Consider the following 23,496-nt stretch of genomic DNA (forward strand, 5'->3'; position numbering starts at 1 on the left):
AGGGCGGCCCCTCGTGATAAGGTCGCTCCACCGTGTGGTGGGTTCTATCTGCGCTCCTCGCGCTGATCGTCTGGGCGCTCTGGTACATCCTCAAGCTGCCGCTCTGGCTCCCGATCGTCGGCACGGTGCTCATCGTGCTCGTCTCGGTCGTGCGGCTCCTCTGGAACCGGATCCGGGCAAGCCGCGCCGCCTCCGCGCTCGAGCGCGCCATCGCGCAGCAAGGCGCGCAGCAGGCGCTCAACGCGCGGCCCGAGCGACGCGCCGAGATCCAGGAGCTCCAGAAGCAGGTCCAGGGCGGCATCAACGCCCTCAAGACCTCGAAGCTCGGCAAGAACAAGAAGGGCGGGGCGGCCGCGCTTTACTCGCTGCCCTGGTACGTGATCATCGGCCCTCCGGGCGCCGGCAAGACGACCGCGCTGAAGCACTCCGGCCTCGTCTTCCCGTTCGCGGATCCGCGCGGCGGCGGCGTGCGCGGCGTCGGCGGCACCCGCAACTGCGACTGGTGGTTCACGAACGAGGCGATCCTGCTCGACACCGCGGGCCGCTACACGACGGAGGGCGACGACCACGACGAGTGGATCTCGTTCCTCCAGATGCTCAAGCGCTACCGCAGCCGCAAGCCGATCAACGGCGTGCTCGTGGCCATCAGCATCGCCGAGCTCATCGACGCCTCCGAGCAGCAGATCGAGTCGACCGGCAAGAAGCTACGCGCTCGTATCGATGAGGTCATGACCCAGCTCCAGATGGTCGTGCCCGTCTACGTGCTCTTCACGAAGTGCGACCTCATCGCCGGCTTCATCGAGTTCTTCGGCGACATCCGCAAGAGCGACCGCGCGCAGGCCTGGGGCGCCACGGTCAAGCTCACCGAGAACAAGTCGAACCCCCAGCAGCTCTTCGAGCGCGAGTTCGACACGCTCGTCCAGAAGGTCCACGCCCGTTCGCTGAAGCGCCTCGCGCAGGAGCGAAACCGCGAGGCGCGCGAGCGCATCTACCAGTTCCCGCTCGAGTTCGCGGGCATCAAGCGCAACCTCACCGAGCTCGTGCAGACGATCTTCGCGGTGAACGCCTTCCAGGGCACGCCGCTCTTCCGCGGCTTCTACTTCACGAGCGGCACGCAGGAAGGTCGCCCGCTCGATCGCGTGCTCGCGCGCATGGGCCACGCGATGGGCATCCGCCCGCCGGAGACCGCGGCGCAGCAGGTCACCGAGTCGAAGAGCTACTTCCTGCACGACGTCTTCATGAACGTCGTCTTCCCCGACGGCGACGTCGCCTCGCGCAGCGCGGCCGAGATCAAGCGGCAGAAGATCATGCGCATCGCGGTGAGCGCTGCCGCCTTCACGCTCGGCCTGATCCTCTCCATCCCGAGCATCCGCTCCTTCGCCCAGAACCGCGAGCTCATGTTCTCCACGCAGGAGCGCGTCGAGACCGCGATGAAGATCAACTGGGGTGAAGGCGAGCCGGGCCCGAAGCTCGATCAGCTCGATCCCGTCTTCAATCGCCTGAAGGAGCTCGACCAGTTCCGCGCGAACCTGCCGCTCAGCTACGGCTGGGGCATGTACCGCGGCGAGGAGATCTATCGCCCCGCCGTCACCGCGTACGTCGCGCTCCTGCAGACCGGCTTCGTCCTGCCCTGCAAGACGAAGCTCGAAGATCGCCTCAAGAGCGCGAAGGGCAAGCAGTACCTCCGCGAGCGCACCGATCTGAAGACGTACCTCATGATGAGCGACGTCGCGAACCTCGACGTCGACTGGGAGACGGGCCGTCTCACGGGCCTCTGGGCCGAGATCCTGAAGGCCACGAACAGCACGATGCCGGAGTACGAGCTCAAGGAGCGGCTCGCCAAGCACGTGCGCTACTACCTGGAGCTCGTCAAAGACAAGAAGGTCCTCCCGCTGCCCGCGGACAAGGCCCTCGTGGAGAACGTCCGCAAGACGCTCCAGTCCGTCCCGGTGCAGGACCGTTACTACGAGCTCTTCGTCAACAGCCTGAACGACGAGCGGTACGACGAGGCCGGCGACGATCGCAAAGAGAACCGCAAGTACCCGCCGCTCAGCCTCGCCGACCTCTTCGTCGATCGCCCGAACGCGACGAAGCTCATCCAGAGCGCGCGGTACCAGAAGGACAAACGCTTCAAGGACGTCGAGGGCCCCTACACGGACAAGGGCCACTACATCGTGGTCCTCAACGTGGCGAACGCCGAGGCGCTCCTGCTCAGCGAGCAATGGGTGGCGCCGCTCGGGCCCGACGAGGCGGTCGACAAGATCCCGACGAACCTGAAGCGCCTCTCGGAGGACTACGACCAGCGCTACATCGAGCAGTGGAGCGACTTCCTCGCCGACATCACGATCACCCCGCCGTCGACCGTGAAAGAGGCGCTCGACCTCTACAACATCCTGCTCAACACGCCCTACCCGTACCTGCAGATCCTGCGCGCGGTCGAGGACCACACGCAGTGGAAGAAGTACAAGAAGGGCGACGGTCCGAGCGTGAACAAGGACGAGTTGAACAAGATGTTCAACACCAAGCTCCAGCAGCAGTTCTCGCAGAAGACCGGCGGTCTGCGCATCACAACGAACGTCGACGTGACGAAGATGGGCGAGCGACCGAGCACGGTGCCGCCCTCGTTCGCGGCGCTCATCTCGTTCGGCGTGCCGCCCGAGAACACGCGCCCGGGTCAGCCGATCACGGACACGCCGCTGCAGAAGTACCTCGACAGCCTCACGGAGCTGCGCCGAGTCATGCAGGACATCCCGGCGCCGCCCACGTCGACGGACATGATCAACCTGAGCGAGCAGCTCTCGGACGTCGCGAAGAAGGTTGAAGCCTTCCTGCAGCCGCTCGACGAGAAGGCCAAGGCGCTCTTGCGGCCGCTGCTCCTGAACCCGCTCAGGATCTCGGGCACGCGCATCGCGGCGCCCGGCGGCGGCAACTACGTCGACAAGCCGAAAGAGCGGTTCCCGAACCCGTTCCGGCGCTAGCGTCTTGTCCCGAGGGGGACGCCTCGCGTCCCCCTCTCAGCCTGGCAGAGCCCGGCCGATTCACCCCCCGAGGCGAGCTCGCTGTGCGACCTCGCAGAGCAGCGATCGAATCACTGCTCTATGCGAGGATGCGCTGCATCTCCAGCGCGTCCTCGTCGTTGTCCGCGTAGTACTTCTCCCGCACCCCCGACACGACGAAGCCGAACTTCTCGTAAAGCCGAATCGCAGGCTCGTTCGAGCGCCGCACCTCGAGCAGCACGAGCCGCACGCCGTTCTCCGTCGCGAACGCGAGCGCCGCCTCCACGAGCACCGCCCCGATCCCGCGCCGCCGGACCTCCGGCGCCGTCGCGACGTTGAGCACGTGTAGCTCGTCCACGACGTGCCACGCGACGAGGAACCCGAGCGCCCGCGGCCCTTCACCCGGCGCCCCACCCCGCGCGACCCACACACGCGCCCAGGGCCGTTCGAGCTCGTCCACCGGCGAGAACGACGGCCCCGCGAACGCCGCGCGCGCGATCGCCGCGAGCTCTTCCGCGTCCTCGATCTCGCGCTCGACGCGCGTCACCGACACCTGCAGACGCTCGCTCACTTCGGCACTTCCGTCGGGCAACCGCTCACGATCTGCACCTGCTTCACCTGCCCGCCCTGAAGCCGCTCGCAAGCCTTGCCGAGCAGCCGCACGCTCGACGGCGGCTTCCAGATCCAGCCGTCGGGATCGTTGTACGGCAAGACCTCATCGTCCAGGTACACGTTCGTCATGCCCTCTTCGTCCGGCGGATCCACGATCTCGAACTCGCACGTCACCGCGACCGCCGCGATCTCCGCGAGCACGCCGCCGAGGGATCCGAGCTCGCTCACCGGGTAGTAGAACGGCGCCGTATCCTTCGTCGAGCCGCCCGCGATCGCCATCGCGTCGAGCACGCCCGCGTACGCCTCGCTGCCCGGGATCCCCACGACGAACACCTCGATCCCACCCGCGCGCAAAGCCTCGATCGCGGCCACGGTCGCGGGCTCGTCCACGCAGAACGTTGGACCCCAAAGCTGTCCAGGCGCGCAGCAGTTCGTCCCCATGGACAGACATGCTTCGTCGCCTTCGACGTTCGGCTGGCAGTCCTCGATCTCGCACGACGCCGATTCGTTGCAGTTCGGACCTCCGTCCGTCGCGAGAATGACGTACGTCTTGCCTTGGAGCGCGAGCAGCGTCGGCGTGAGCGCTTCGAGCGTCGGCGAGATCGGCGTCCCGCCGACCGGGTTCGTCGCAGTCGTCAAGCGGATCCCCGTGGTCGTGGGGCCGTCCTCGCCCGTGATCGGATCGCCCTGCGTGACCGGAAAGACCTGCTTCCCCGCCGCGCATTGATCCTGATTCGACCCCTGCGCAGGCAGAATCGCCACGCCCACCTTCACGAGCGGCCCGAGCTTGCGCACGAGCCCCACGACCGCGGCGCGCACCGCGTCGTATCGCGTTCCTCCGGGTGCGGGCGCGTTCATGCTCCCCGAAGCGTCGAGCACGAAGTAGAGGTTCGGCGCGTCGACGATCGCCTGGTGCACCTCGTTGCCGCAATAACCGCCCGCGTCGGGCGCCGGCGGTCCGCCTCCACCGCCGTCAAAACCGCCTTCACCGCCCGCATCGGCCGCGGGCCGCGGCGGGCGCGGCGGCAAGGCGTCGTCACTCGTCGACCCACACCCTCCGATCGACGACGCGACGCCCCACGCGCCGAGCAACACGAACGAGGCCACGATCCCCCGAGCTGAACGAAGCGCGCGCGTGTCCATCACACCCGATCGTAGCAGGACCGGGCCACGCGCTCTCGATCGTCAGGGCTCGCGATAGAACCGCGGAACGCGCCGCGAGATGCTCGTCAGCACCTCCCACGGGATCGTGCCTGTCGTCTCGGCGATCTCCTCCGCCGTGATGACGTCACGCCCGAGCGCGCCCTCCTGCTGCCCAAGGAACACGACCTCGTCGCCGATGCGCGCGGCCGGGATCTCCGTCATGTCGAGCATCGTAAGATCCATCGACATCGTGCCCACCATCGGCACGCGCCGCCCGCGCACGAGCGCGTGGCCGCGGTTCGAAAGCTTCCGATCGAGGCCATCCGCGTACCCCATCGGCACGGTCGCAATCACGCTCCGCCGCGGCGCCCGCCACGTGTACCCGTAGCCGATCGGCTCTCCTGCCTCGACCGTCCGTAGCGCGACGACCTCCGTCCGCACCCGGATCACCGGCTTGAGCTCCGGCGCGAGTCCGGGCACCGGCGACACACCGAAGAGCGCGACGCCCGGCCGCACCGCATCGAAGCGCGCTTCCGAGAGCCGCATCGCGCCCGCGCTGTTCGCCGCGTGCACGAAGCGCGGCGAGAACCCGCGCGCCCGCACGCGGCCTCGCGCCTCTGCGAACCGCGCGAGCTGCTCCATCGTCGGACCGAGATCGTCGCCATCCGCGCACGCGAGATGCGTCATCAGCCCATCGAGCTGCACCTCCGGCCGACCCTCGAACGCGTCGAGCACGTCGTCGAGCTCCGACATCGTCACGCCGAGCCGCCCCATGCCCGTGTCCACCTTCAGGTGCACGCGCACGGGCCGACCTTCGCTCTCGTACCGCGCGAGCGTCGCGATGCGCTCGATCTGCCCGGCGTCGTAGACGACCGGCACGAGATCCCGCGCGAGGATCTCCTCGAGCCCCTCGCGCCGCGGCCCGTAGTAGCCGCCCATCACCAGGATCGGCACGCGGATCCCCGCGTCCCGAAGCTCGATCGCCTCTTCGAGCAGCGCCACGCACAAGCCCGGCATCCCGGCGCGTTCGAGCGTACGCGCGACCGCCGCCGAGCCGTGCCCGTATGCATCGGCCTTGAGCACGCCCCAGATCGCCGGCGTCGTCTTGCCGTCGCCGAACATCTTCTCGAGGACGCGGTAGTTGTGCCGCAAGTGCGCGAGGTTCACCTCGGCGCGCGTCGGCCTCACGGCGTCCGCGGGTGCGGCCCTGCGCGGCTTCAACACCCGAATTGCACCCCGCCCCCCCTCATGGGGAGCCACCCCGTCCTCGTATGCGGGCAGCGACGTCATCTCGTTTGCCGATACCCATACGCCTAGCAAAACGTCAAGATTCCGAGTCTTTTTGCTTCTGCGCCCGTGCTCAGAAGCACTTGCGCATGCAGCGCTTGTACTGCCCCGTGCATCCGCGCTCGCACGTCGCCGTCGTGCAGCCCGCCTTGCACTCGTTCCACGTCGCTTCGCATGCCGCCGCGCAGGTGGATCCGGGCGGCACCAACGACGCGTCCGCCGCTGCATCCGTGGATGCGTCCGCCGCGGGCCCCGACGTCCCTGCGTCCACCACGAGCATCATCGGCGGCGGCGCGAGCGCCGTCGTTGGCTCTGGCACTGCGGACGCCACGCGCGGCTCGTCCGTGCCGAGGTCCGACTCTTCGTAGTCGCTCGCGCCGCTGAGCTGCTTCATGCGCAGCTTCGCGTACTCGACGCGATCACGCGTCTGTCCGAACGTGTAGAACTTCGTCCACTCTTCCCAGCACGCCTTCCGGATCGTGGGCTTGACGTGCTTCTCCATGTCGAGCGCCATGCAGTGCTCGAAGCGCACATCGCCCTCGTACACGGCGTTGATGCTCGCGCCGCACGAGGCCGTCACGAGCGCCACCACTCCGGCTACACCGAGACGCACCCGCGTGATCGCCCTGGGCAGAGCCCTGCGGGGACGTGACGGCGTGGGCGATCTCGGCATCGATGGCGAGTCTACCGCGAAGGCCATCTTTCGCAGACGACCTCGACCTTGCGTGAAAACTTCGCGATCTCGTTTGAACTTCGACCGAACATGGCCTACCTTCCCGCCCTCCCTACAGGAGCGGCCGTCCATCGCGCCGCGCAAGACGAGGAAGTCGGCTCATGTTCCTGATGCTCTCGAAGGGTCCTCGGAAGACCAACCGCAGCAAGTCGAAGCGCCACCGCGCGAAGTTGAAGGCGAAGAACAAGGGTCGCCGCAACCGGATCTACCAGCGCGGGTAAGCCCCCCGGGCTCAGCCCAAACGCCAACGGCCGAAGACGTCTCCACGAGAGACCTTCGGCCGTTCGGCATTTTGTCGACTGGATGAAAGACGACCGCCCCGGCACCTCGCGCATGCGAGACACCGAGGCGGTGCGTGGGGTCGTGAGACGACGGTTTAGGGGCCGCCCTTGCGCAGCTCGGTGAGAACGAGCTTTGCGACGGCCTTCAGCGTGTCGAACACGCCGACGCCGGTACGCGCGACGCCCTCGTAATCAGGGACGTTCATCGGGTTGAGCTTCTGGCGAAGCTCTTCGACGGTGGCGACCTCGGGCAGGTCGCGCTTGTTGTACTGGATGACGTACGGGATCTTCTCGAGCTTGTAGCCCTGCTCGTCGAGGTTCGTCTTGAGGTTCTCGACGGACTCCTCGTTCGCTTCCATGCGCTCGACCTGCGAGTCGGCCACGAACACGACGCCGTCGACGCCCTTCAAGATGAGCTTGCGGCTCGCGTCGTAGAAGACCTGACCGGGCACCGTGTAGAGGTGGAACCGCGTCTTGAAGCCGCGAATTTCGCCGAGCGCAAGCGGCAGAAAGTCGAAGAAGAGCGTGCGATCCGTCTCGGTCGCCAGCGAGATCATCTTCCCCTTCGCGTCGGGGTTCGTGCGCTCGTAGATGTACTGCAAGTTCGTCGTCTTCCCGCACAAACCCGGGCCGTAATAGACGATCTTGCAGTTGATCTCGCGCGCCATGTAGTTGATGAAGCTCATCGCGCGCGCTCCTAGTCGTTGAAGAGGTTGTCGATGTCTTCGTCGGTGATCTCGGCGAACGGAGAGTCGGCGCCGGGATCCGCGACCTTCTTCAAGAGCGCCTCGAAGATGTTGTTCAGCTCCTCGCTCGCCCGGCGGACGCGCAAACGCACGAGGCCCAGGCTGGACTTGGAGTCGAAGATCACCACGAGGATGACGCGGTTGCCGACGAGCTGGATGTGGATGTTCGCCTTCTCGCCCTCGTGGAACTGAGTCGCGAACTCGTTCTCCTTGAGGAGCTTCGCCATCCCGCCGGTGGCCGCGATGTTGCCGGCCGTCAGCGACGCGAGCGACGTGGTGTCGAGATTGTCCACGTCGCCGCTCGCAGCGATCAGCTGCCCGTTCTTGTCAACGATGAAAACGACCTTCGCATTGGCGTCCTTGACGAGGCGATCCACGACATTCTGGATCTGATTGAACTCCTCCTCGTACATCACCATCTGAGGATTGACCATCGTTCCTCCGCCAGCGCTTCCGCGATGGGGTCTTCGTCTCGTTGCCTAGAGTGCTTTCGTTCCGCCGGATCCGCCGGAGGGCCCCGTCCCCGAAATGACGGCGCGGGAGAGCCACCCTCGCGCACCCGCTCGAGCTCTTCGCACGGGCGCACATTCGACGCGTGCAGCGATGGTTCTATCCGAAGCAGGCGTCGCGGAGCAAGGTGGCCTTTCGGAACGAACGCGCAGATTCCTGCCCGACCCCTCCACGAGCGCCAAACCCGGAGCGCCTCCGCACCATGGCCCCCCGCGAGGATCGCGAACGCTGGTAATGTGGATGACCACCCCATCCCACGCACCTCAAGCGTTTCCCGCGACAACTCACAAAAAAGCCGCAAAAAAGCCGCCTGCCACACAGCGCGACGCACCCGCGTCCGCACGGTCGTGAAGCTCGCCGGAGCGGGCCGCGTCCTCCCCTTGACCAGCCGGTCATGGCACGGGATAGCCCGACGATGGCTCGGAAACGTGGTGCTCTCCTGGATCGCGCGACACGCGCGAAGGCACGGTTCGCCCTCGCGTTGACTTTCGCCTGCTGCGCGATCGCCCCGACGCACCCGGCGAGCGCAGAGGGCGGGACGATCCACCCCGACGTGCTCGAAGCGAGCGCCGCGATCGCCTCCGCGAAGGGCCCCGCCGCCTACACGGCGCTGCGTGATCTCTGGCGAACGTGGGATCGCGCGGATCCGACGCACGTCGAGGAAGCGATCGTCGCGGCGACGGAGAACAAGGCGCTCCCCGCGCCCGTGCGTGTCTACGCGGAGCTGCTCGGCGCCTACGCCAGGCGACGCCGCGGCGACCTCGAAGGCGCGCTCGCGCGCATCGAAAAGCTCGGGTTCGTCGGCCGATACATGACGGTCGGCCCCTTCGACAACGACAACAAGACGGGCTTCGCGCTCGACTACCAGCCCGAGGCCGAGCTCACCGAGGCCATCCCCGCGGGCCGCGCGTACGAAGGAAAGGAGCGCGCCGTGCGCTGGCGCGTGCCGCCGACGATGTCGTCGTACGGGTGGTTCGACTTCGGCGACATCCTGCGCCCGCGCGAGTCGGTCTGCGGCTACGCGACGACGTTCGTCCGCGCGCGCCCCGGCACGAAGGCGCGCAAGGCGACGCTGTGGATGGGCTCCGCGGGCGCGTTCAAGCTCTACTACGACGGCGAGAAGATCCTCGAAGACGGGGCCTATCGCGACCTCGACATTGACAGGCTCGCGACCACCGTGACGCTGCGCCCGACGTTCAGCCGCATCACGGTGAAGGTCTGCGGCGACGAGGAAGCGCCGAAGTTCGCGCTGCGCATCGGCGACGAGACCGGCAAGCCCGACCTCGACGTCGAGGTGCGCGCAGACCTCGAAGCGAGCACCGAGGCCGCCGCCGCGATGAAGGAGCGCGCGAAGACGAAGGAGCCGAAGGAGCAAGGCCGCGGTGTCGTCGGGCCCGTGCAGGCGTTCGAAGCGCTCACGTCCGGCAAGAGCCCCGCGCCCGCCGCGCTGGAGCAGTACGCGCGGTACCTCGCGATCACCGGCGGCGACCCGAAGGCCGAGCACAAGGCGCGAGACCTCGCGCGCCGCGCCGCCGAGGCCGAGCCGACGGTGCCGCGACTGCTGCTCGCCGGCGAGCTCGCCGAAGATCGAAATCAGCGGCGCGCGTGGGTCGAACGCGCGAGCACGCTCGCGAAGACGAACGAGGAGAAGCTCGACGTCCTGCTCTCCGAGGCGCACCTCGCGCGCACGGGAGCGAACTGGCGCGACGCGGTGCCGATCTACGAGCGCATCCTCGCGCTCGACCCGGACAACCTCGGCGGCACGCTCGGCCTGGTCGAGCTCTCCATCGAGGCGGGCCTCAAGCGCACCGCGCTCGGCATGCTCGAGAAGGCGGTGCAGAAGAACCCGCGTTGCGTCTCGCTCCTCTCCGCGCTCGCCGCGCAACTTCGCTCGCTCGGTCGCGACACCGAGGCCGAGGAGGTCGAGGCGCGCTACGCCGCACTGCGCTTCGACGATGCCGAATTCCTGAGCCAGAAGGTAGAGCTCGCCGTGGCGCGCCGTGATGCCGCAGGCGCGGAGCGATGGCTGAACCGCTTCCTCGGCGTCGACGCGGGCTCGGCGTGGGCGCGAGGTCTCGCGGCGCGCACGTACCGCGCCCTCGGCCAGAAGGACCGCGCGCTCGCGACGTATCAGCAAGCGCTCGCAATGGCGCCCGAGGACGTGCAGACGCTACGCGCGCTCTCCGACCTCTACGGAGAGGAAGGGGATCGCGACAAGCAGCTCGACCTCTTGCGGCAGATCCTCACGATCGTCCCGCAGGCGAAGGAGGTGCGCGAGTACGTCGAGCACATCGAGCCGAAGGCGCCGCGCGCGGACGAGGCGTACGCGTGGGCGCCCGAGAAGTTCCTTCCGATGCGGAAGGAGCCCGCGCAGGGCTACCCGATGCGCTTCATGCGCAACGTCACGGTGACGACGGTCTACCCGAACGGCCTCGCGAGCCGCTTCCACCAGGTCGTCTTCCAGCCGCTCACCGACGAGAGCGCCGCGTCCGCGCGCCAGTACGACTTCGCTTACGAGGCCGACCGCCAGACCGTTGATCTGCGCGCCGCCCGCGTCTACCGCGCGAACGGCAAGATCGATGAGGCGATCGAGAGCGGCGAGGGTGCCGCCGACAACCCCGCCATCTCGATGTACACGTCGCAGCGCGCGTTCGTCGTCCTCTTCCCGCGCCTCAACGCGGGCGACGTCGTCGAACTGCGCTACCGCGTGGAGGACGTCGCGCCGCGCAACGAGAAGTCCGACTACTTCGGCGAGATCCAGTACCTCCAGAACGACCACCCCATCGCGAGCAGCGAGTACGTCCTCATCACGCCGAAGGCGCGCCGCTTCTTCATTCGCACCGACCGTCTCCCCGGGCTCGTCGAGGACGTGAAGGAGGAGGGCGACAAGCGCATCTACCGCTTCACGGGGACAAACGTCCCGGCGCTCGCGCCCGAGCCCAACATGCCGCCCTGGTCCGAGGTGCTCGGCACGGTGCACGTCTCCACGTTCGACACGTGGGACGCGGTGGGCGCGTGGTACTGGGGCCTCGCGCGAGAGCAGTTCGACGTCGACGACGAGGTGCGCAAGCGCGCCCGCGAGCTCACGAAGGGCCTGACCGACGACGCTGCGAAGGTGAAGGCCATCTACAAGTTCGCCACGCAGACGCGCTACGTCGCGCTCGAGTTTGGCATCGAAGGCATCCGGCCGCGTCGCGCGGCGCAGACGCTCGCGCGCGGCTGGGGCGACTGCAAGGACAAGGCGACCTTGATCGTCACGATGCTGCGCGAGCTCGGCATCAACTCGACGATCGTCCTGCTCCGCACGCGCATGCGCGGCGACATCGCCCCCGAGCCCGCGAGCCTCGCGCCCTTCGATCACGCGATCGTCTACGTGCCGTCGATGGACCTCTACCTCGACGGCACGGCCGAGCACACGGGCTCGATGGAGCTGCCCGTGATGGATCGCGCGGCGATCGGCCTGCTCGTCAACGAGGGCAAACCCAAGCTCGTGCGGCTGCCGCAGCCGCCGCCGGAGCAGTCGCTCACGCGCCGCCACGTCGAGGTGACGCTCGCGGACGGCGGCGCGGCGCAGCTCGTGTCGGACGTGCAGGTGACCGGCGCGTACGCGCCCGACTGGCGCAGGCGGTACCTCGCCGAGGGCACACGCCACGAGCGCGCGTCGCAAGACCTCGCCTCGGACTTCGGTCCGATCGAGCTCGAAAAGGGCCGCGCGGGCGTGGAGACGGGCGATCTCGACGACGTCGAGCAGGCCGTGAAGATCCGTGCCCGCGGCAAGGCCACGAGCTTCGCGCGGCGCGAGGGCGATGCGCTCAGCGTGCCCGCCAGCATCACGCCGCGCCTCGTCGCCGAGCTTGCGCCTTCGTCGAAGCGCACGCTCGACGTCACGCTTACGGCGCTCACGAGCCGTGAAGAGGAGTGGGTCATCAAGGTGCCCGCGGGCATGAAGGTCCGCGCGGCGCCCACGGCGCAGAAGCTCGACACGCCCTTCGGCGCGTTCCACGTCACGGTGGAGCAAGCGCCGGGCAAGGTCACCGTGCGGACGGGCCTGTCCTTCAAGAAGGCGCGCGTCACGCCGGCCGAGTACGAGGCGTTCCGCTCCTTCTGCGAGGCCGTCGATCGCGCCTTCGGCCAGCGCATCGTGGTGGGGAAGTGACCGAGCGCGCGAGCACGCCGGAGGGGCCGCCGAAGCTGCCCGAAGGCGTGCTCGCGGTGCGCCTCGGCCCGGGCGCGAACTGCTCGTCCGCGGGCAGCGCCATCGACATCCTCTTCTACGGGAGCGTCGTCGTCGGCGCGCTTGCGGTGGCCCTCACGGCCGCGCTGACGCCGCGCGAGCGCCGCGAATCGTCGGACGAGACCCACGACGGCGGCGCGAACGACACGAACAAGAACGACACGAACGATCCGAACGGCACGTAGGCCGCCGGCGCATCGAACACCGGCGGCCCTCGTTGCCTCTCAGGACGACGGGTTCCACTCCTGGAGCGAGCGGACCCGGTACGAAGCACGCGCGTCGTGCGCGCTCGCCTCCAGGACGTCGACCGCGGCCATCGCGGCCGCCATCGTCGTGAAGTACGGAACGTTGGCGAGCAAAGCATTCCGCCGGATCGGGTAGCTGTCGCGGATCGACCGCGCGCCAACCGTGGTGTTCACGACGAGCGCGACCTCGCCTGCCTTCATCGCGTCGACGACGTGTGGCGAGCCCTCGTTCACCTTGTTGATGGGCGTCGCGGGGATACGCGCGCGGGCGAGCGCCTGCGCCGTCCCGCTCGTCGCGAGGATCGTGAAGCCGAGCGCGCGCAGCCGCCGCGCGATGACACACGCCGCGGGTTTGTCGTCGTTCTTCACCGAGATGAACGCGCACCCCGTGTTCGGGAGCTGCATGCCCGAGGCTCGCAGCGCTTTGCCGAACGCGTGCGCGAACGTCGGCGCGATGCCCATCACCTCGCCCGTCGATCGCATCTCCGGACCGAGCTGCGTATCGACGCCCGGGAACTTCGCGAACGGGAAGACGGACTCCTTCACGGCCACGTGTTGCGGCATGACCCCGTCCGTGATGCCGAGCTCTGCGAGCGTCTTGCCCGCCATCACCTGCGCCGCGATCTTCGCGAGCGGCCGGCCCGTCGCCTTCGACACGAAGGGCACGGTGCGCGACGCACGCGGGTTCACCTCGAGGACGAAGATCGCACCGCCCTTCACCGCGAACTGTATGTTCATGAGGCCGATGACGCCGAGCTCCAGCGCGAGCTGCCGCGTCTGCTCGATCGACGCCACCACCTCGAGCGGCAGCGAATGCGGCGGTAACACACACGACGAGTCGCCCGAGTGGATCCCGGCCTCCTCGATGTGCTGCATCACGCCGCCGATCACGACCTCGCGACCGTCGCCGAGCGCGTCGACGTCCACCTCGATCGCGTCCTCCAAGAACTCGTCCACGAGGATCGTGTGCGTGCCGGCCTCGCGCGCGGCCTCGACCGCCGCGTGGATGTACGCCTCGAGCTCCTTCTCCTCGTGGCAGATCATCATCGCCCGCCCGCCGAGCACGTACGAAGGTCGCACGAGCACGGGGTAGCCGATCGATCGCGCCGCCCCGATCGCCTCCTCGACGCTCGACGCAACCGCCGCGCGCGGACGCTTGAGGCCGAGCTTCGTGAGCAGCGCGTCGAAGCGACCTCGATCCTCGGCGCGATCGATCGCGTCCGCGGGCGTGCCGAGGATCGGGATGCCGGCGCGCGCGAGCGGCACCGAGAGCTTCAGCGGCGTCTGCCCGCCGTACTGCACCACGACACCGACGAGCTCACCGTCCTTGCGCTCCTCGTCGCAGATCGAGAGCACGTCCTCGAACGTCAGCGGCTCGAAGTAGAGCCGGTCGGACGTGTCGTAGTCAGTCGAGACCGTCTCCGGGTTGCAGTTGACCATGATGGTCTCGAACCCGAGGTCCCGCAGCGCGAACGCTGCATGCACGCAGCAGTAGTCGAACTCGATCCCCTGCCCGATCCGGTTCGGCCCGCCGCCCAGGATGACCACCTTGCGACGTCCGCTCGGCGCGGCCTCGCTCTCGCGCTCGTACGTCGAGTAGAGGTACGGCGTCTTCGCCACGAACTCCGCCGCGCACGTGTCCACGCGGCCGAACACTGCGCGCACGCCGAGCGTCATCCGTAGCGCGCGCACCTCGTCCTCCGTCCGCCCGACGAGCCGCGCAATCGCCCGATCCGAGAAGCCGAGCCGCTTCGCATCACGCAGCGTGCCCTCGTCGAGCGTGCCCTTCTCCTTCGCGACCTCCGCGAGCGTCCGCTCGAACCGCACGATCCGATCGATCTGCGACAGGAACCAGCGATCGATGCGCGTCGCCTCGTACAGCGCCTCCAGCGGGATCCCGAGCCGCACTGCGTCCGCCACGTAGAAGAGGCGATCCGCGACGGGCACGCCGACGATCTTCTCCAGCGCCGCGACCAGATCCTCGTGGCTCGCCGGCGGCATCTCCACGGGCACCGACGGCTCGCGCGGCGCGTCCATCAACATGTCGCGCGCTTGGTTCGGGTCACTGCCGAGCTGCCGGTAGTCGACCTTGCCGAGCAGCGACTCCAGGCCATCACGCCCGATCTCCAGCGAGCGCGCCGCCTTCTGCAACGCCTCGGCGAACGTGCGCCCGATCGACATCACCTCGCCGACGCTCTTCATCTGCGGCCCCAGCCGCCGATCCGCACCGGGGAATTTTTCGAAGGCGAAGCGCGGCCACTTCACGACCACGTAGTCGATCGTCGGCTCGAACGCCGCGCTCGTGCCCGTGATGTCGTTCGTCAGCTCGTCGAGCCGGTAGCCCACCGCGAGCTTCGCCGCGATCTTCGCGATCGGATACCCCGTCGCCTTCGAGGCGAGCGCGCTCGACCGCGACACGCGCGGGTTCATCTCGATCACCACGAACCGACCGTCCTCGGGGTTCACCGCGAACTGGACGTTCGATCCGCCCGTCTCCACCCCGATCTCCGTCATCACCGCGCGCGCCGCGTTCCGGAGCCGCTGGTACTCGCGATCGGTCAGCGTCATCGAGGGCGCGCACGTGATCGAGTCGCCCGTGTGCACACCCATCGGATCGATGTTCTCGATCGAGCAGATCACGATGAAGTTGTCCGCCTTGTCGCGGATCACTTCGAGCTCGAACTCTTTCCAGCCGAGCACGCTCTCCTCGATCAGCGTCTCGTGCGTCGGCGACTGCTCGATCGCCCAGCGCACCTTCGCATCGAGCTCCTCCGGCCGGAACGCGATCCCGCCGCCCGTGCCCCCGAGCGTGAAGCTCGGCCGCACGATCACCGGATACCCGAGCGGCGCGCCCCAAGGCCCCGACGTCTCGGCCAGCGCGCGCGCCTCCTCCACGCTCTTCACATGCCCCGACCGCGGACACGTGAGCCCGATGCGCTCCATCGCCGCCTTGAACAGCGCGCGATCCTCGGCCTTGCGGATCGCCGCGGGGCTCGCGCCGATGAGCTCGATCCCGAGCCGCGCGAGCACCCCTTCCGCGTCGAGCGCGAGCGCCAGGTTCAAGGCCGTTTGACCACCAAGCGTCGGCAGGATCGCATCGGGCCGCTCGTGTTCGAGGATCGCCGTCAACGTCGGTACGTCGAGCGGCTCCACGTACGTTCGGTACGCGAGCTCTGGGTCCGTCATGATCGTCGCCGGGTTCGAATTGACGAGGATGACCTCGTACCCCTCGGCCGCGAGCGCCTTCGCGCCCTGCGTTCCCGAGTAGTCGAACTCGCACGCTTGTCCGATGATGATGGGACCAGAGCCGATCAGCAGGATCTTTCTCAGATCGTCACGGCGCGGCATCGGGCGGGCGAGTTAGCACCGGAACGCGGCACCGTCGATGTGTGCGCGAACGGTCGCTCAGAAATCGAGGCTCGCCACGAAGACATCCTGGAAATCGTCGCGGGTGGCGAGCTCCACGTGCCGGACCCGCGAGCGGACATCCGCGAGCCTCGCCCGCGCCGCCTCGGAATCTCGTGCGAACACCGTCGCTCCTTCGAGCGAAGCGTTGCCCACCGCGACGACCGCTGACGGATCCACCTCCGGCAGCATCCCGAGCCGGATCGCCACGTCGTGCCGGAGATGCGTCCCGAACGCGCCTGCCACCGCCACCCGCGCGAGATCCTTGTCCCGGATGCCCGCCGTCATGCAGAGCAGCTTCGTCGCGGCCCGCAGCGCGCCCTTCGCGAGCTGCAGCTCGCGGATGTCCATCTGCAGGAGATCCACGCCCCGCGCGAGCGTAATCCGATCCGCGCCCGACGCGATCGCTCCATCCTTCGCCACGATCCCCGCGCGCACGAGCTCGCCCAGCACTTCGAGCAGCCCCGTCCCGCAGATCCCTTTTGCCTTCACCGTCCCGATCGTCGTCGGGCGGATGGCCCCATCGTCCCGCACCTCGACCCGCACGATCGCGCCAGGCTCCGCGCGCATCCCGACGGAAATGTTTCCGCCCTCGAACGCTGGCCCCGCGGGCGTCGACGACGCGTAGAGCGAGCCCTCGTGCGCGAGCATGATCTCGGTGTTCGTCCCGATGTCGATGAGCATGCGCGGAGGCCCCGAACGATCGAGCTCGGTCGCGAGCACCGCCGCGGCCGTATCACCGCCGACGAACGATCCGAGCAGCGGGAACGTCGTGAGCGTCTCCCCGGACAAACCCAGCTCCGCGGCCGGCCCGGTCCGTTCGTCGAAGAACGGCGGCGTGTACGGCGCTTCGGCCAGGCTCGTCACGTCCGCGCCCCAAAGCAGCGTCGTCATCGCGCTGTTCGCGGCCACGACCCACCGCCGGATCGCGCCGTCTTCCGGAAAGATCCGCCCTCGCGCAGCACCTTCGAGGAGCCGCAGCGTCTCGCGCGCGTCCTCCGTCAGCTCCTCGCGCGCCTGCTTTCCTTGCAGCGCGTGCGTCAGCCGCGTCATCACATCGTGACCACGACGCACCTGCCGGTTCAGTACGCTCGCCTCGCCGAGCACCTCCCCCGTGGCCGGATCGATCGTCCGGAGCTGCACGCTCGTCGACCCAAGATCCACCGCGGCATCCACGATCTTCGGCAGCTCCCCGGTCGCGAGCCGCGTCACGCTCGGCGCCGCGCGCAGATCGAACCGGCTCTGCACCTCCACCGTGACGGGCGTGCGCGGCCGGATCCGGCACGAAAGCCGGAGGCCCTCGCGGATCATCCCTTCGCTCAGCACCGCGCGGTCCTCCTCGGTCGGCGGCGCGTTCCCGGCGAGCACGCGGACGATGCATTTTCCGCACGACCCCCGACCGCCGCAGGGCGCGTTGATCGCGATTCCGCGCGAATGCGCGACTTCCAGGAGCGAATGTCCAGCGTGGAAGCTCACGGTGGTGCGGACGGGGGATCCGTCGCTGGACGGCTCTTCGAAGGTGGCGCGGACGAGCATGGATTGCGGAGGCTAGCTCTTGGGGACCTTCGCGGCCTTGACAACCCCCGCACCCGTCCGCCATAAAGCTCGCCCCGCCGCATCTACCTTGGTTTCGAACGGCGCTCCGACGGTCGGAGCGAGGCCAGGCAGAGCGCACCCTCACGGGAGCGAGAAGGCATCATGCCGAAGATGAAGACGAACCGGGCCGCCGCGAAGCGCTTTCGCGTCACTGGCTCGGGCAAGATCCGCCGGAGCAAGGGCGGCTTGAATCACTGCATGCAGGAGAAGAGCAAGAAGCGCCTTCGCCGTCTCCGCAAGAACGACACCGTCGACACTGCGATGGAGGGGCGTGTGAAGCTCCTTCTCCCCTACCGCTGATCCCGAGCAAGAGAGGAGCGCCCAATGCCGAGAGTCAAGCGTGGGTTCAAAGCCCGTCGTCGTCGTAACCGCGTCCTGAACCTGACCGAGGGGTATTTCCTTGGCAGGAAGAACCGCTACCGCCAAGCCGTCGAGGTCCTGCGCCACGCGTGGGAGTACGGCTACGTCAGCCGCAAGCTGAAGAAGCGGGATTTCCGGCGCCTCTGGATCGTCCGCATCAACGCCGGTGCCCGCACGAACGGCACGACGTACTCCCGCCTCATGAGCTCGCTCAAGAAGGCGAACGTCACGCTCGATCGGAAGATCCTGTCTGAGCTCGCCATCCACGATCCGGCGTCGTTCGGCGCGGTCGTGAAGCTCGCGGGCGGAAGCCGCTAGGCAGGGAGGACGGGGCGTGAGCGCCGCGGATCCTGTCCAGGCGATCAAGGCCATCGAGGAGGGCCTGTCCGCGCTCGGCACGCGGTACCGCGACGCGTTCGCGGCCGCGACGAACGAGCAGGCCCTTCGCCTCGAACACGCCCGCGTCCTCGGCAAGAAGGGCGAGCTCACCGCCGTCCTCGCGCTGATGCGCCACGTCCCCGGCGACCAGAAGGCCACGGTCGGCAGCCGGGTCAACGCCTTCAAAGAAGAGGTCGAGGCCGCCTTCGAAGCGCGCCTCAAGGCGATCGCCCGCGCCGCTCGCGAGGCCGAGCTCCGCGGACTCCCCTACGACCTCAGCTTGCCGGGCCGGCTCGAGCTCGGCCGCGGCCATTTCCATCCCATCGCGCAGGTTCGTGACGAGCTGCTCGCGATCTTCCGCGACCTCGGCTTCGTCGCCGAGGCCGGGCCCGAGATCGAGCTCGAAGAAAACAACTTCACGAAGCTCGCGTTCCCGCCCGATCACCCCGCAACGGACATGCAGGACAGCTTCTGGCTCGGGCCGGGCCTGCTCCTGCGCACGCACACGACGACGGTTCAGCCGCGTGAGTTCTTGCTCCGCAAGCCGCCGCTCGCCGTGGTGATGGCAGGCTCCGTGTACCGCCGCGACGACGACGTCACGCACTCGCCGATGTTCCACCAGATCGACGGCTTCCTCGTCGACGAGAAGGTGAGCTTCGCGGAGCTCCAGGGCGTCATCACGGCCTTCATCGAGCGCCTCTACGGCCCGGGCCTGCCGGTGCGGTTCCGGCCGAGCTACTTCCCGTTCGTCGAGCCCGGCGCCGAGGTCGATTGCGGCTGCGTCTTCTGCCGACAGGCCGACGGCACCTACGCCGGATGCCGCGTCTGCAAGCACACGGGGTGGCTCGAAGTGCTCGGCTGCGGGATGATCCATCCGGACGTCTTCCGTCAGTGCGGCCTGGATCCCGAGCGGTACAGCGGCTTCGCCTTCGGCATGGGCCTCGATCGTCTGGCGATGCTCCGCTACGGCATCCCGAACATCCGCCTGCTCTTCGAGAGCGATCCGCGCTTCTTGTCTCAGTTCTGAGCCGCGAGCGTCGTGGCCGAGACGGCCGCCGCTCCCTCGAACGAGACCACGTCATCCGCGATCGCGAGCGGCCCCGGCCGATGCGTCACGATCAGGATCGTCCGTGCGCCTCGCTGCGCCGCGAGCGCCGCGAGCACGCGCGCCTCGGCCTCGGCATCGAGCCCAGACGTCGGCTCGTCGAGCAAGAGCACCGGCTGATGGCTCGCGACCGCGCGCGCGATCGCCACGAGCTGCCGCTCCCCGCCCGAGAGTTCATGCCCCCCGGCCGCGATCCTCGCCCCGCCTCGCGCCTCGGCGAGCCCGAGCCCTCCGACCTCGTTAAGCGCGCGCCGGATCTCCGCAGCGGGCGCATCCTTCGCGCCGAGCCCCACGTTCTCCTCGATCGTCCCTGACACGATCGCCGCCTCTTGCGGCACCCACGCGAACGGCCGTTCGTCTGGACCGACCCCTGCGCGCGTCAGCTCCTCCCCGTCGTACCGAAGCGCCCCTTCCGTCGCGGGCACGAGCCCGAGCAGCCCCCGGAGCAGCGTCGTTTTCCCACTCCCGGTCGGGCCTACGATCGCCACGATCCGCCCTGGCTCGGCCGTGAACTGCACAGCCCGCCCGTTCACGCCGCCCACGTCGAAACGCAGCCCTTCGACCGACAGCCGCGCCAGCGGGAACCGACTGCGCGCCCCTTGCACACTCGCCGCCTCGACCGCTTCGAGCGCGGCCTCAGCGCCTCCGACCTGCACGCTTGCTTCGAGCGACCCGAGCGACGCCGCGCCTCGCTCGATCGCCGTCCGCGCGTCCCCGAGATCCCGCAACGGCCGATACGTCAGAAAAAACACCGCTGCGAATGCAACGAGCGACCCATCGCCGAGGGACGGCTGCGACCGCTCGATCCACACGCAGACGCCAAGCAAAGCGGCTGCGGCGAGCACCTCGTTCGCCCCCGAGATCGCGCCTCGCGTTGCTTCGGCCCGCGCGGCGGACCGACCGGCCTCGTCCCCTGCCCTTCCCAGCGCTGCATGCACGCGCCGGGCGGCTCCATACGTTCGCCATAGATCCAGATGCCGTACCAGCTCGTCTACAGCGGAATGCAGGCCCTCTGCGAGGCGCGCCGACCGCGCGTGATGCCCCCGAACGAACCGCCGCGCGAAGGCCAGGATCAGCGCGAACGGCGCGAGCAGCAGGAGTGCGGCGATCGCGAGGCGCGAGGACAGGCAGAGAAGCGCCACAGCAAGCGGAACGAGGTGTGCAATCGCACGAGCGGCCGCGAGCACACCTTCATCGACGCCACGCTCGACGTCGCGAATACGCACGGTGATCGCAGCGAGGGAGGCGGCGGCCGCGCTCGGCGGTTGCCCTTGAAGCACGATCGCGGCGGTGATCGTACGCCGAATTGCGTTCCCGACCTGAAAGACAGCACGCTTCTGGCCGTAGATGGAGAAGGTGCTCGCTGCAGTCTTTACAAGGGACGCCCCGAGACCGATAGAAGCCAGAAAAATCGGATGATGCAGGGCGTCGCGGGGGTCGACAAGGGCGCTGAAGGAAGCAAGTTGCCTACCCATCAGCGCCTGTCCGAGAAGGCCAGCGCACGAAGCCAAGATTCCATGGGCTATCGCCTGCACCAGGGTAGCCCCAGAAAACATCCAACAGTTTCGCCGATCGCGGCGGAGCTCGTGAACGACACGCACGACGAATGCCCGACTGGACGTGTTCTCAGTCGGCATCATCGACTACAACGGAGCGCGCAAGCATGGGAGCACACCGCCATCGAGGCAGTCCATCGCCCACCGCCTCGCATGACGGGGAGCCGGCCTCCCTGCATGCCTCGTCGGAGGATGCTCCTAGCATGCCGGCCGGCGGAAGGCCCGGCCCGGGACCGGGAAATTCGGGAACATACACCGATGACGGCATGAAATTTGCAGAATTCATCGAGAAGACGAGCGATCCAGTCTCCAGCATTGCATCCGTGAACGGCGGCCCGAGCCAGCCGATTTCTTCTCGGAGAGGATCCACCGGAATCAAACCGCACAATCCCCCGTTCAGCCCCCTATCGGGCAGCGGGAACAAGGGCCCAGCCATGGCGAGCTTCGAAACCCCGACGAGCCCGGACCGATCCCTCCTTGACCCGGCCGAGAGCTTCCACTCTCGAAAGGGTGATTCCGAAGAAGTGAACGAAAAACCCTCCACCGCAACGAAGAGCAAGATGAGCACGTCGACCGCCCGCCGCCCCGATGCCAACCGCCCCTCCACCAAGGCCGCGATGACGGGCTCCACGACGCGCACCGCCTCGGCCCCCAAGCCCGCCCGCGGGAGCGCGCCCGGTCGCCGCGGTGCCGCCGTCGCGAATGCACGCCCGGTTCGTCGCAGCGGAACGATCGAGCGCCGGCCGAAGGGCCAGGAGCCCGAGCAAACGCAGGCGCCGGTCGACGACGAGGCGCACCTCGACGACGCGCGCAGCAAGACGCCCGCCGCGCCGCTCGCCAAGGAGCCGCTCGCCGCGTCGGACATCGACATCGGCATGCTGGATGACGAAGGCGCGGCCGCGGAAGAGGCCGCCGCCATCCGCCCGCGGCCCGAGATGCACGATCCGGAGCCGACGACGGCCGAGTTCATCGACCTCGAGTTTACGCCGCTCAGCCGGCCGGATTCTCCCCGGACCAACGCGGACCGCGAGCTCAAGGACATCGAGGAGGGCGGCGGTGACTCCATGCTCGCGCGGTATTTCCGCGACATGGCGCTGCACCCGGTCATGGGCCCCGAGGAGGAGCTCGAGACCGCGCGTGCCGTCGAGCGCACGGAGATCGATCACTGGGTCGCGCTGCTCTCGTACCTGCCCGCGGCCGAGTTCGTGCTCGACGCGCTCGCCGAGGACGTGGCGAAGGCAGGTGAGGACGAGGTGAAGGCGCCGCAGATCGAAGAGCTGCAGAAGCTCGTGAAGATCGCGAAGAAGCAGAAGTACAAGCTCGCGCCCGAGCACGAGAAGGCTTGGAGCCAGCTCACGAACGAGCTCGCGACCGTGATCCGCCTGCCGGATTCCGACCGCCTCTGGATGTCGCGCGCCAGCAGCATCGCGCGGGATCTCGTGCGCGAGCCGGACTTCGAGGAGGACACGATCGCCGACACGGAGGAAGGCGCGCCGATCCGGCCGCCGCGCCCGACGCTGCCGATGTCGCCGTCGTACAAGCGCTACCTCGATCGGGTCGAGAAGACGTTCCAGGCCCAGCACGACGCGAAGAACCGGTTCGTCAAGGCGAACCTCCGTCTCGTCGTGTCGATCGCGCGCCGCTACAACCGCGGCCGGTTGCCGCTGATCGACCTCATCCAGGAGGGCAACATCGGCCTCATGAAGGCGGTCGAGCGCTTCGACCACAACCGCGGCTACCGCTTCTCGACGTACGCGTCGTGGTGGATCCGGCACGCGATCAGCCGCGCCCTCGCCGACAAGGGCCGCGCGGTTCGCATCCCGGTGCACATGCTCGACACGTACAACCGCGTCGCCCGCGCGACCCAGGCGATCATCGCGCGCACGGGCCACGAGCCGACGATCGAGGAGCTCGAAAAGGAGACCGGCGTCCCGCGCGAGAAGCTCGACAAGGTGAAGGACTTCTACGCCGAGACGCCGTTCTCCCTCGATCGCCCGGTCGGCGACGAGGACGGGCGCAAGTTCATCGACTTCCTCCAGGAGGAGAACGCGCTCTCGCCGTTCGATCACCTGGCGAACCGCAAGTGGAGCGACGAGGTCCGGCGGCTGCTCACCACGCTGACGCCGATCGAGTCGCGCATCATCCGCTGGCGTTTCGGCCTCGACGACGAGGACGAGCTCACGCTCAAGGAGATCGGTGACAAGTACAACCTGTCGCGCGAGCGCATCCGCCAGCTCCAGGAGCAGGCGCTCGTGAAGATCCGCAAGCAGATGCGCGACTACTACTGAGGTTCGGCGGGGCAACCCCCC

16 protein-coding genes are annotated in these 23,496 nt (G+C 68.3%); 7 read left to right on the top strand and 9 right to left on the bottom strand.

Translation table 11 applies throughout. The features are described 5' to 3' along the window. The first annotated feature begins 32 nt into the window (after nt 1-32). Nucleotides 33-2,978: a type VI secretion system membrane subunit TssM gene (tssM, locus tag POL67_RS44625; protein ID WP_271927460.1), complete on the top strand. Its 2,946-nt coding sequence runs from the start codon at nt 33-35 to the stop codon at nt 2,976-2,978. 118 nt (nt 2,979-3,096) lie between these two features. On the opposite strand, the gene rimI is transcribed toward tssM, so the two are convergent. From rimI to POL67_RS44655, 6 genes are all read right to left on the bottom strand, one after another. Next, nucleotides 3,097-3,567: a ribosomal protein S18-alanine N-acetyltransferase gene (rimI, locus tag POL67_RS44630; protein ID WP_271927461.1), complete on the bottom strand. Its 471-nt coding sequence runs from the start codon at nt 3,565-3,567 to the stop codon at nt 3,097-3,099. Beyond that, nucleotides 3,564-4,751 carry a vWA domain-containing protein gene (locus POL67_RS44635; RefSeq protein WP_271927463.1) on the bottom strand — a complete coding sequence of 396 codons (1,188 nt, stop codon included), beginning with the start codon at nt 4,749-4,751 and terminating at the stop codon, nt 3,564-3,566. Before POL67_RS44635 ends, rimI begins: the two co-directional genes overlap by 4 nt. A gap of 42 nt (nt 4,752-4,793) precedes the next feature. Further along, the gene (gene alr / locus POL67_RS44640; protein WP_271927465.1) at nt 4,794-5,939 is read right to left on the bottom strand and encodes an alanine racemase; all 1,146 of its coding nucleotides are present in this window, start codon (nt 5,937-5,939) and stop codon (nt 4,794-4,796) included. A gap of 172 nt (nt 5,940-6,111) precedes the next feature. Next, a complete protein-coding gene (locus POL67_RS44645) occupies nt 6,112-6,618 on the bottom strand; it encodes a hypothetical protein (RefSeq protein WP_271927467.1) in 507 nt (168 codons plus the stop codon). Between the two features lie 529 nt (nt 6,619-7,147). After that, complete coding sequence (locus POL67_RS44650; RefSeq protein WP_271927469.1) at nt 7,148-7,738, bottom strand: GTP-binding protein; 591 nt, start codon at nt 7,736-7,738, stop codon at nt 7,148-7,150. Between the two features lie 11 nt (nt 7,739-7,749). Continuing rightward, nucleotides 7,750-8,232 carry a roadblock/LC7 domain-containing protein gene (locus POL67_RS44655; RefSeq protein ID WP_136930304.1) on the bottom strand — a complete coding sequence of 161 codons (483 nt, stop codon included), beginning with the start codon at nt 8,230-8,232 and terminating at the stop codon, nt 7,750-7,752. A gap of 491 nt (nt 8,233-8,723) precedes the next feature. Between POL67_RS44655 and POL67_RS44660 the strand changes: the two genes are divergently transcribed. Both POL67_RS44660 and POL67_RS44665 read left to right on the top strand, forming a co-directional pair. Continuing rightward, nucleotides 8,724-12,464, top strand: coding sequence for a DUF3857 domain-containing protein (locus POL67_RS44660; RefSeq protein ID WP_271927470.1), 3,741 nt, complete (start codon nt 8,724-8,726; stop codon nt 12,462-12,464). Next, a complete protein-coding gene (locus tag POL67_RS44665) occupies nt 12,461-12,727 on the top strand; it encodes a hypothetical protein (RefSeq protein ID WP_271927472.1) in 267 nt (88 codons plus the stop codon). Before POL67_RS44660 ends, POL67_RS44665 begins: the two co-directional genes overlap by 4 nt. 39 nt (nt 12,728-12,766) lie before the next feature. On the opposite strand, the gene carB is transcribed toward POL67_RS44665, so the two are convergent. Together carB and POL67_RS44675 are read right to left on the bottom strand one after the other, a co-directional pair. Further along, nucleotides 12,767-16,135 (bottom strand): carbamoyl-phosphate synthase large subunit, encoded by a 3,369-nt coding sequence (carB, locus tag POL67_RS44670; RefSeq protein ID WP_271927473.1) that lies wholly within the window; start codon nt 16,133-16,135, stop codon nt 12,767-12,769. A 57-nt stretch (nt 16,136-16,192) separates the two neighbouring features. Beyond that, a complete protein-coding gene (locus POL67_RS44675; RefSeq protein ID WP_271927474.1) occupies nt 16,193-17,728 on the bottom strand; it encodes an ASKHA domain-containing protein in 1,536 nt (511 codons plus the stop codon). A gap of 162 nt (nt 17,729-17,890) precedes the next feature. On the opposite strand from POL67_RS44675, the gene rpmI reads away from it, so the two are divergent. From rpmI to pheS, 3 genes are read left to right on the top strand one after another with little or no spacing between them, the layout of a single operon-like run. Continuing rightward, nucleotides 17,891-18,088 (top strand): 50S ribosomal protein L35, encoded by a 198-nt coding sequence (gene rpmI / locus POL67_RS44680; RefSeq protein WP_153819534.1) that lies wholly within the window; start codon nt 17,891-17,893, stop codon nt 18,086-18,088. A 24-nt stretch (nt 18,089-18,112) separates the two neighbouring features. Next, a complete protein-coding gene (rplT, locus tag POL67_RS44685) occupies nt 18,113-18,466 on the top strand; it encodes a 50S ribosomal protein L20 (RefSeq protein ID WP_136930298.1) in 354 nt (117 codons plus the stop codon). A gap of 16 nt (nt 18,467-18,482) precedes the next feature. Further along, on the top strand, nt 18,483-19,553 hold the full coding sequence (gene pheS / locus POL67_RS44690; protein WP_271927476.1) for a phenylalanine--tRNA ligase subunit alpha: 1,071 nt from the start codon (nt 18,483-18,485) through the stop codon (nt 19,551-19,553). Here the strand turns inward: pheS and POL67_RS44695 are convergent. Then, nucleotides 19,544-20,911 (bottom strand): ATP-binding cassette domain-containing protein, encoded by a 1,368-nt coding sequence (locus tag POL67_RS44695; RefSeq protein WP_271927478.1) that lies wholly within the window; start codon nt 20,909-20,911, stop codon nt 19,544-19,546. The genes pheS and POL67_RS44695 overlap by 10 nt on opposite strands. An 836-nt stretch (nt 20,912-21,747) precedes the next feature. Here POL67_RS44695 and POL67_RS44700 point away from each other — a divergent pair. After that, a complete protein-coding gene (locus tag POL67_RS44700; protein WP_271927480.1) occupies nt 21,748-23,475 on the top strand; it encodes a sigma-70 family RNA polymerase sigma factor in 1,728 nt (575 codons plus the stop codon). Nucleotides 23,476-23,496: the final 21 nt, after the last annotated feature.

The organism is Polyangium mundeleinium (assembly GCF_028369105.1).
In the GTDB taxonomy this organism is placed as follows: Bacteria; Myxococcota_A; Polyangia; order Polyangiales; family Polyangiaceae; genus Polyangium; species Polyangium mundeleinium.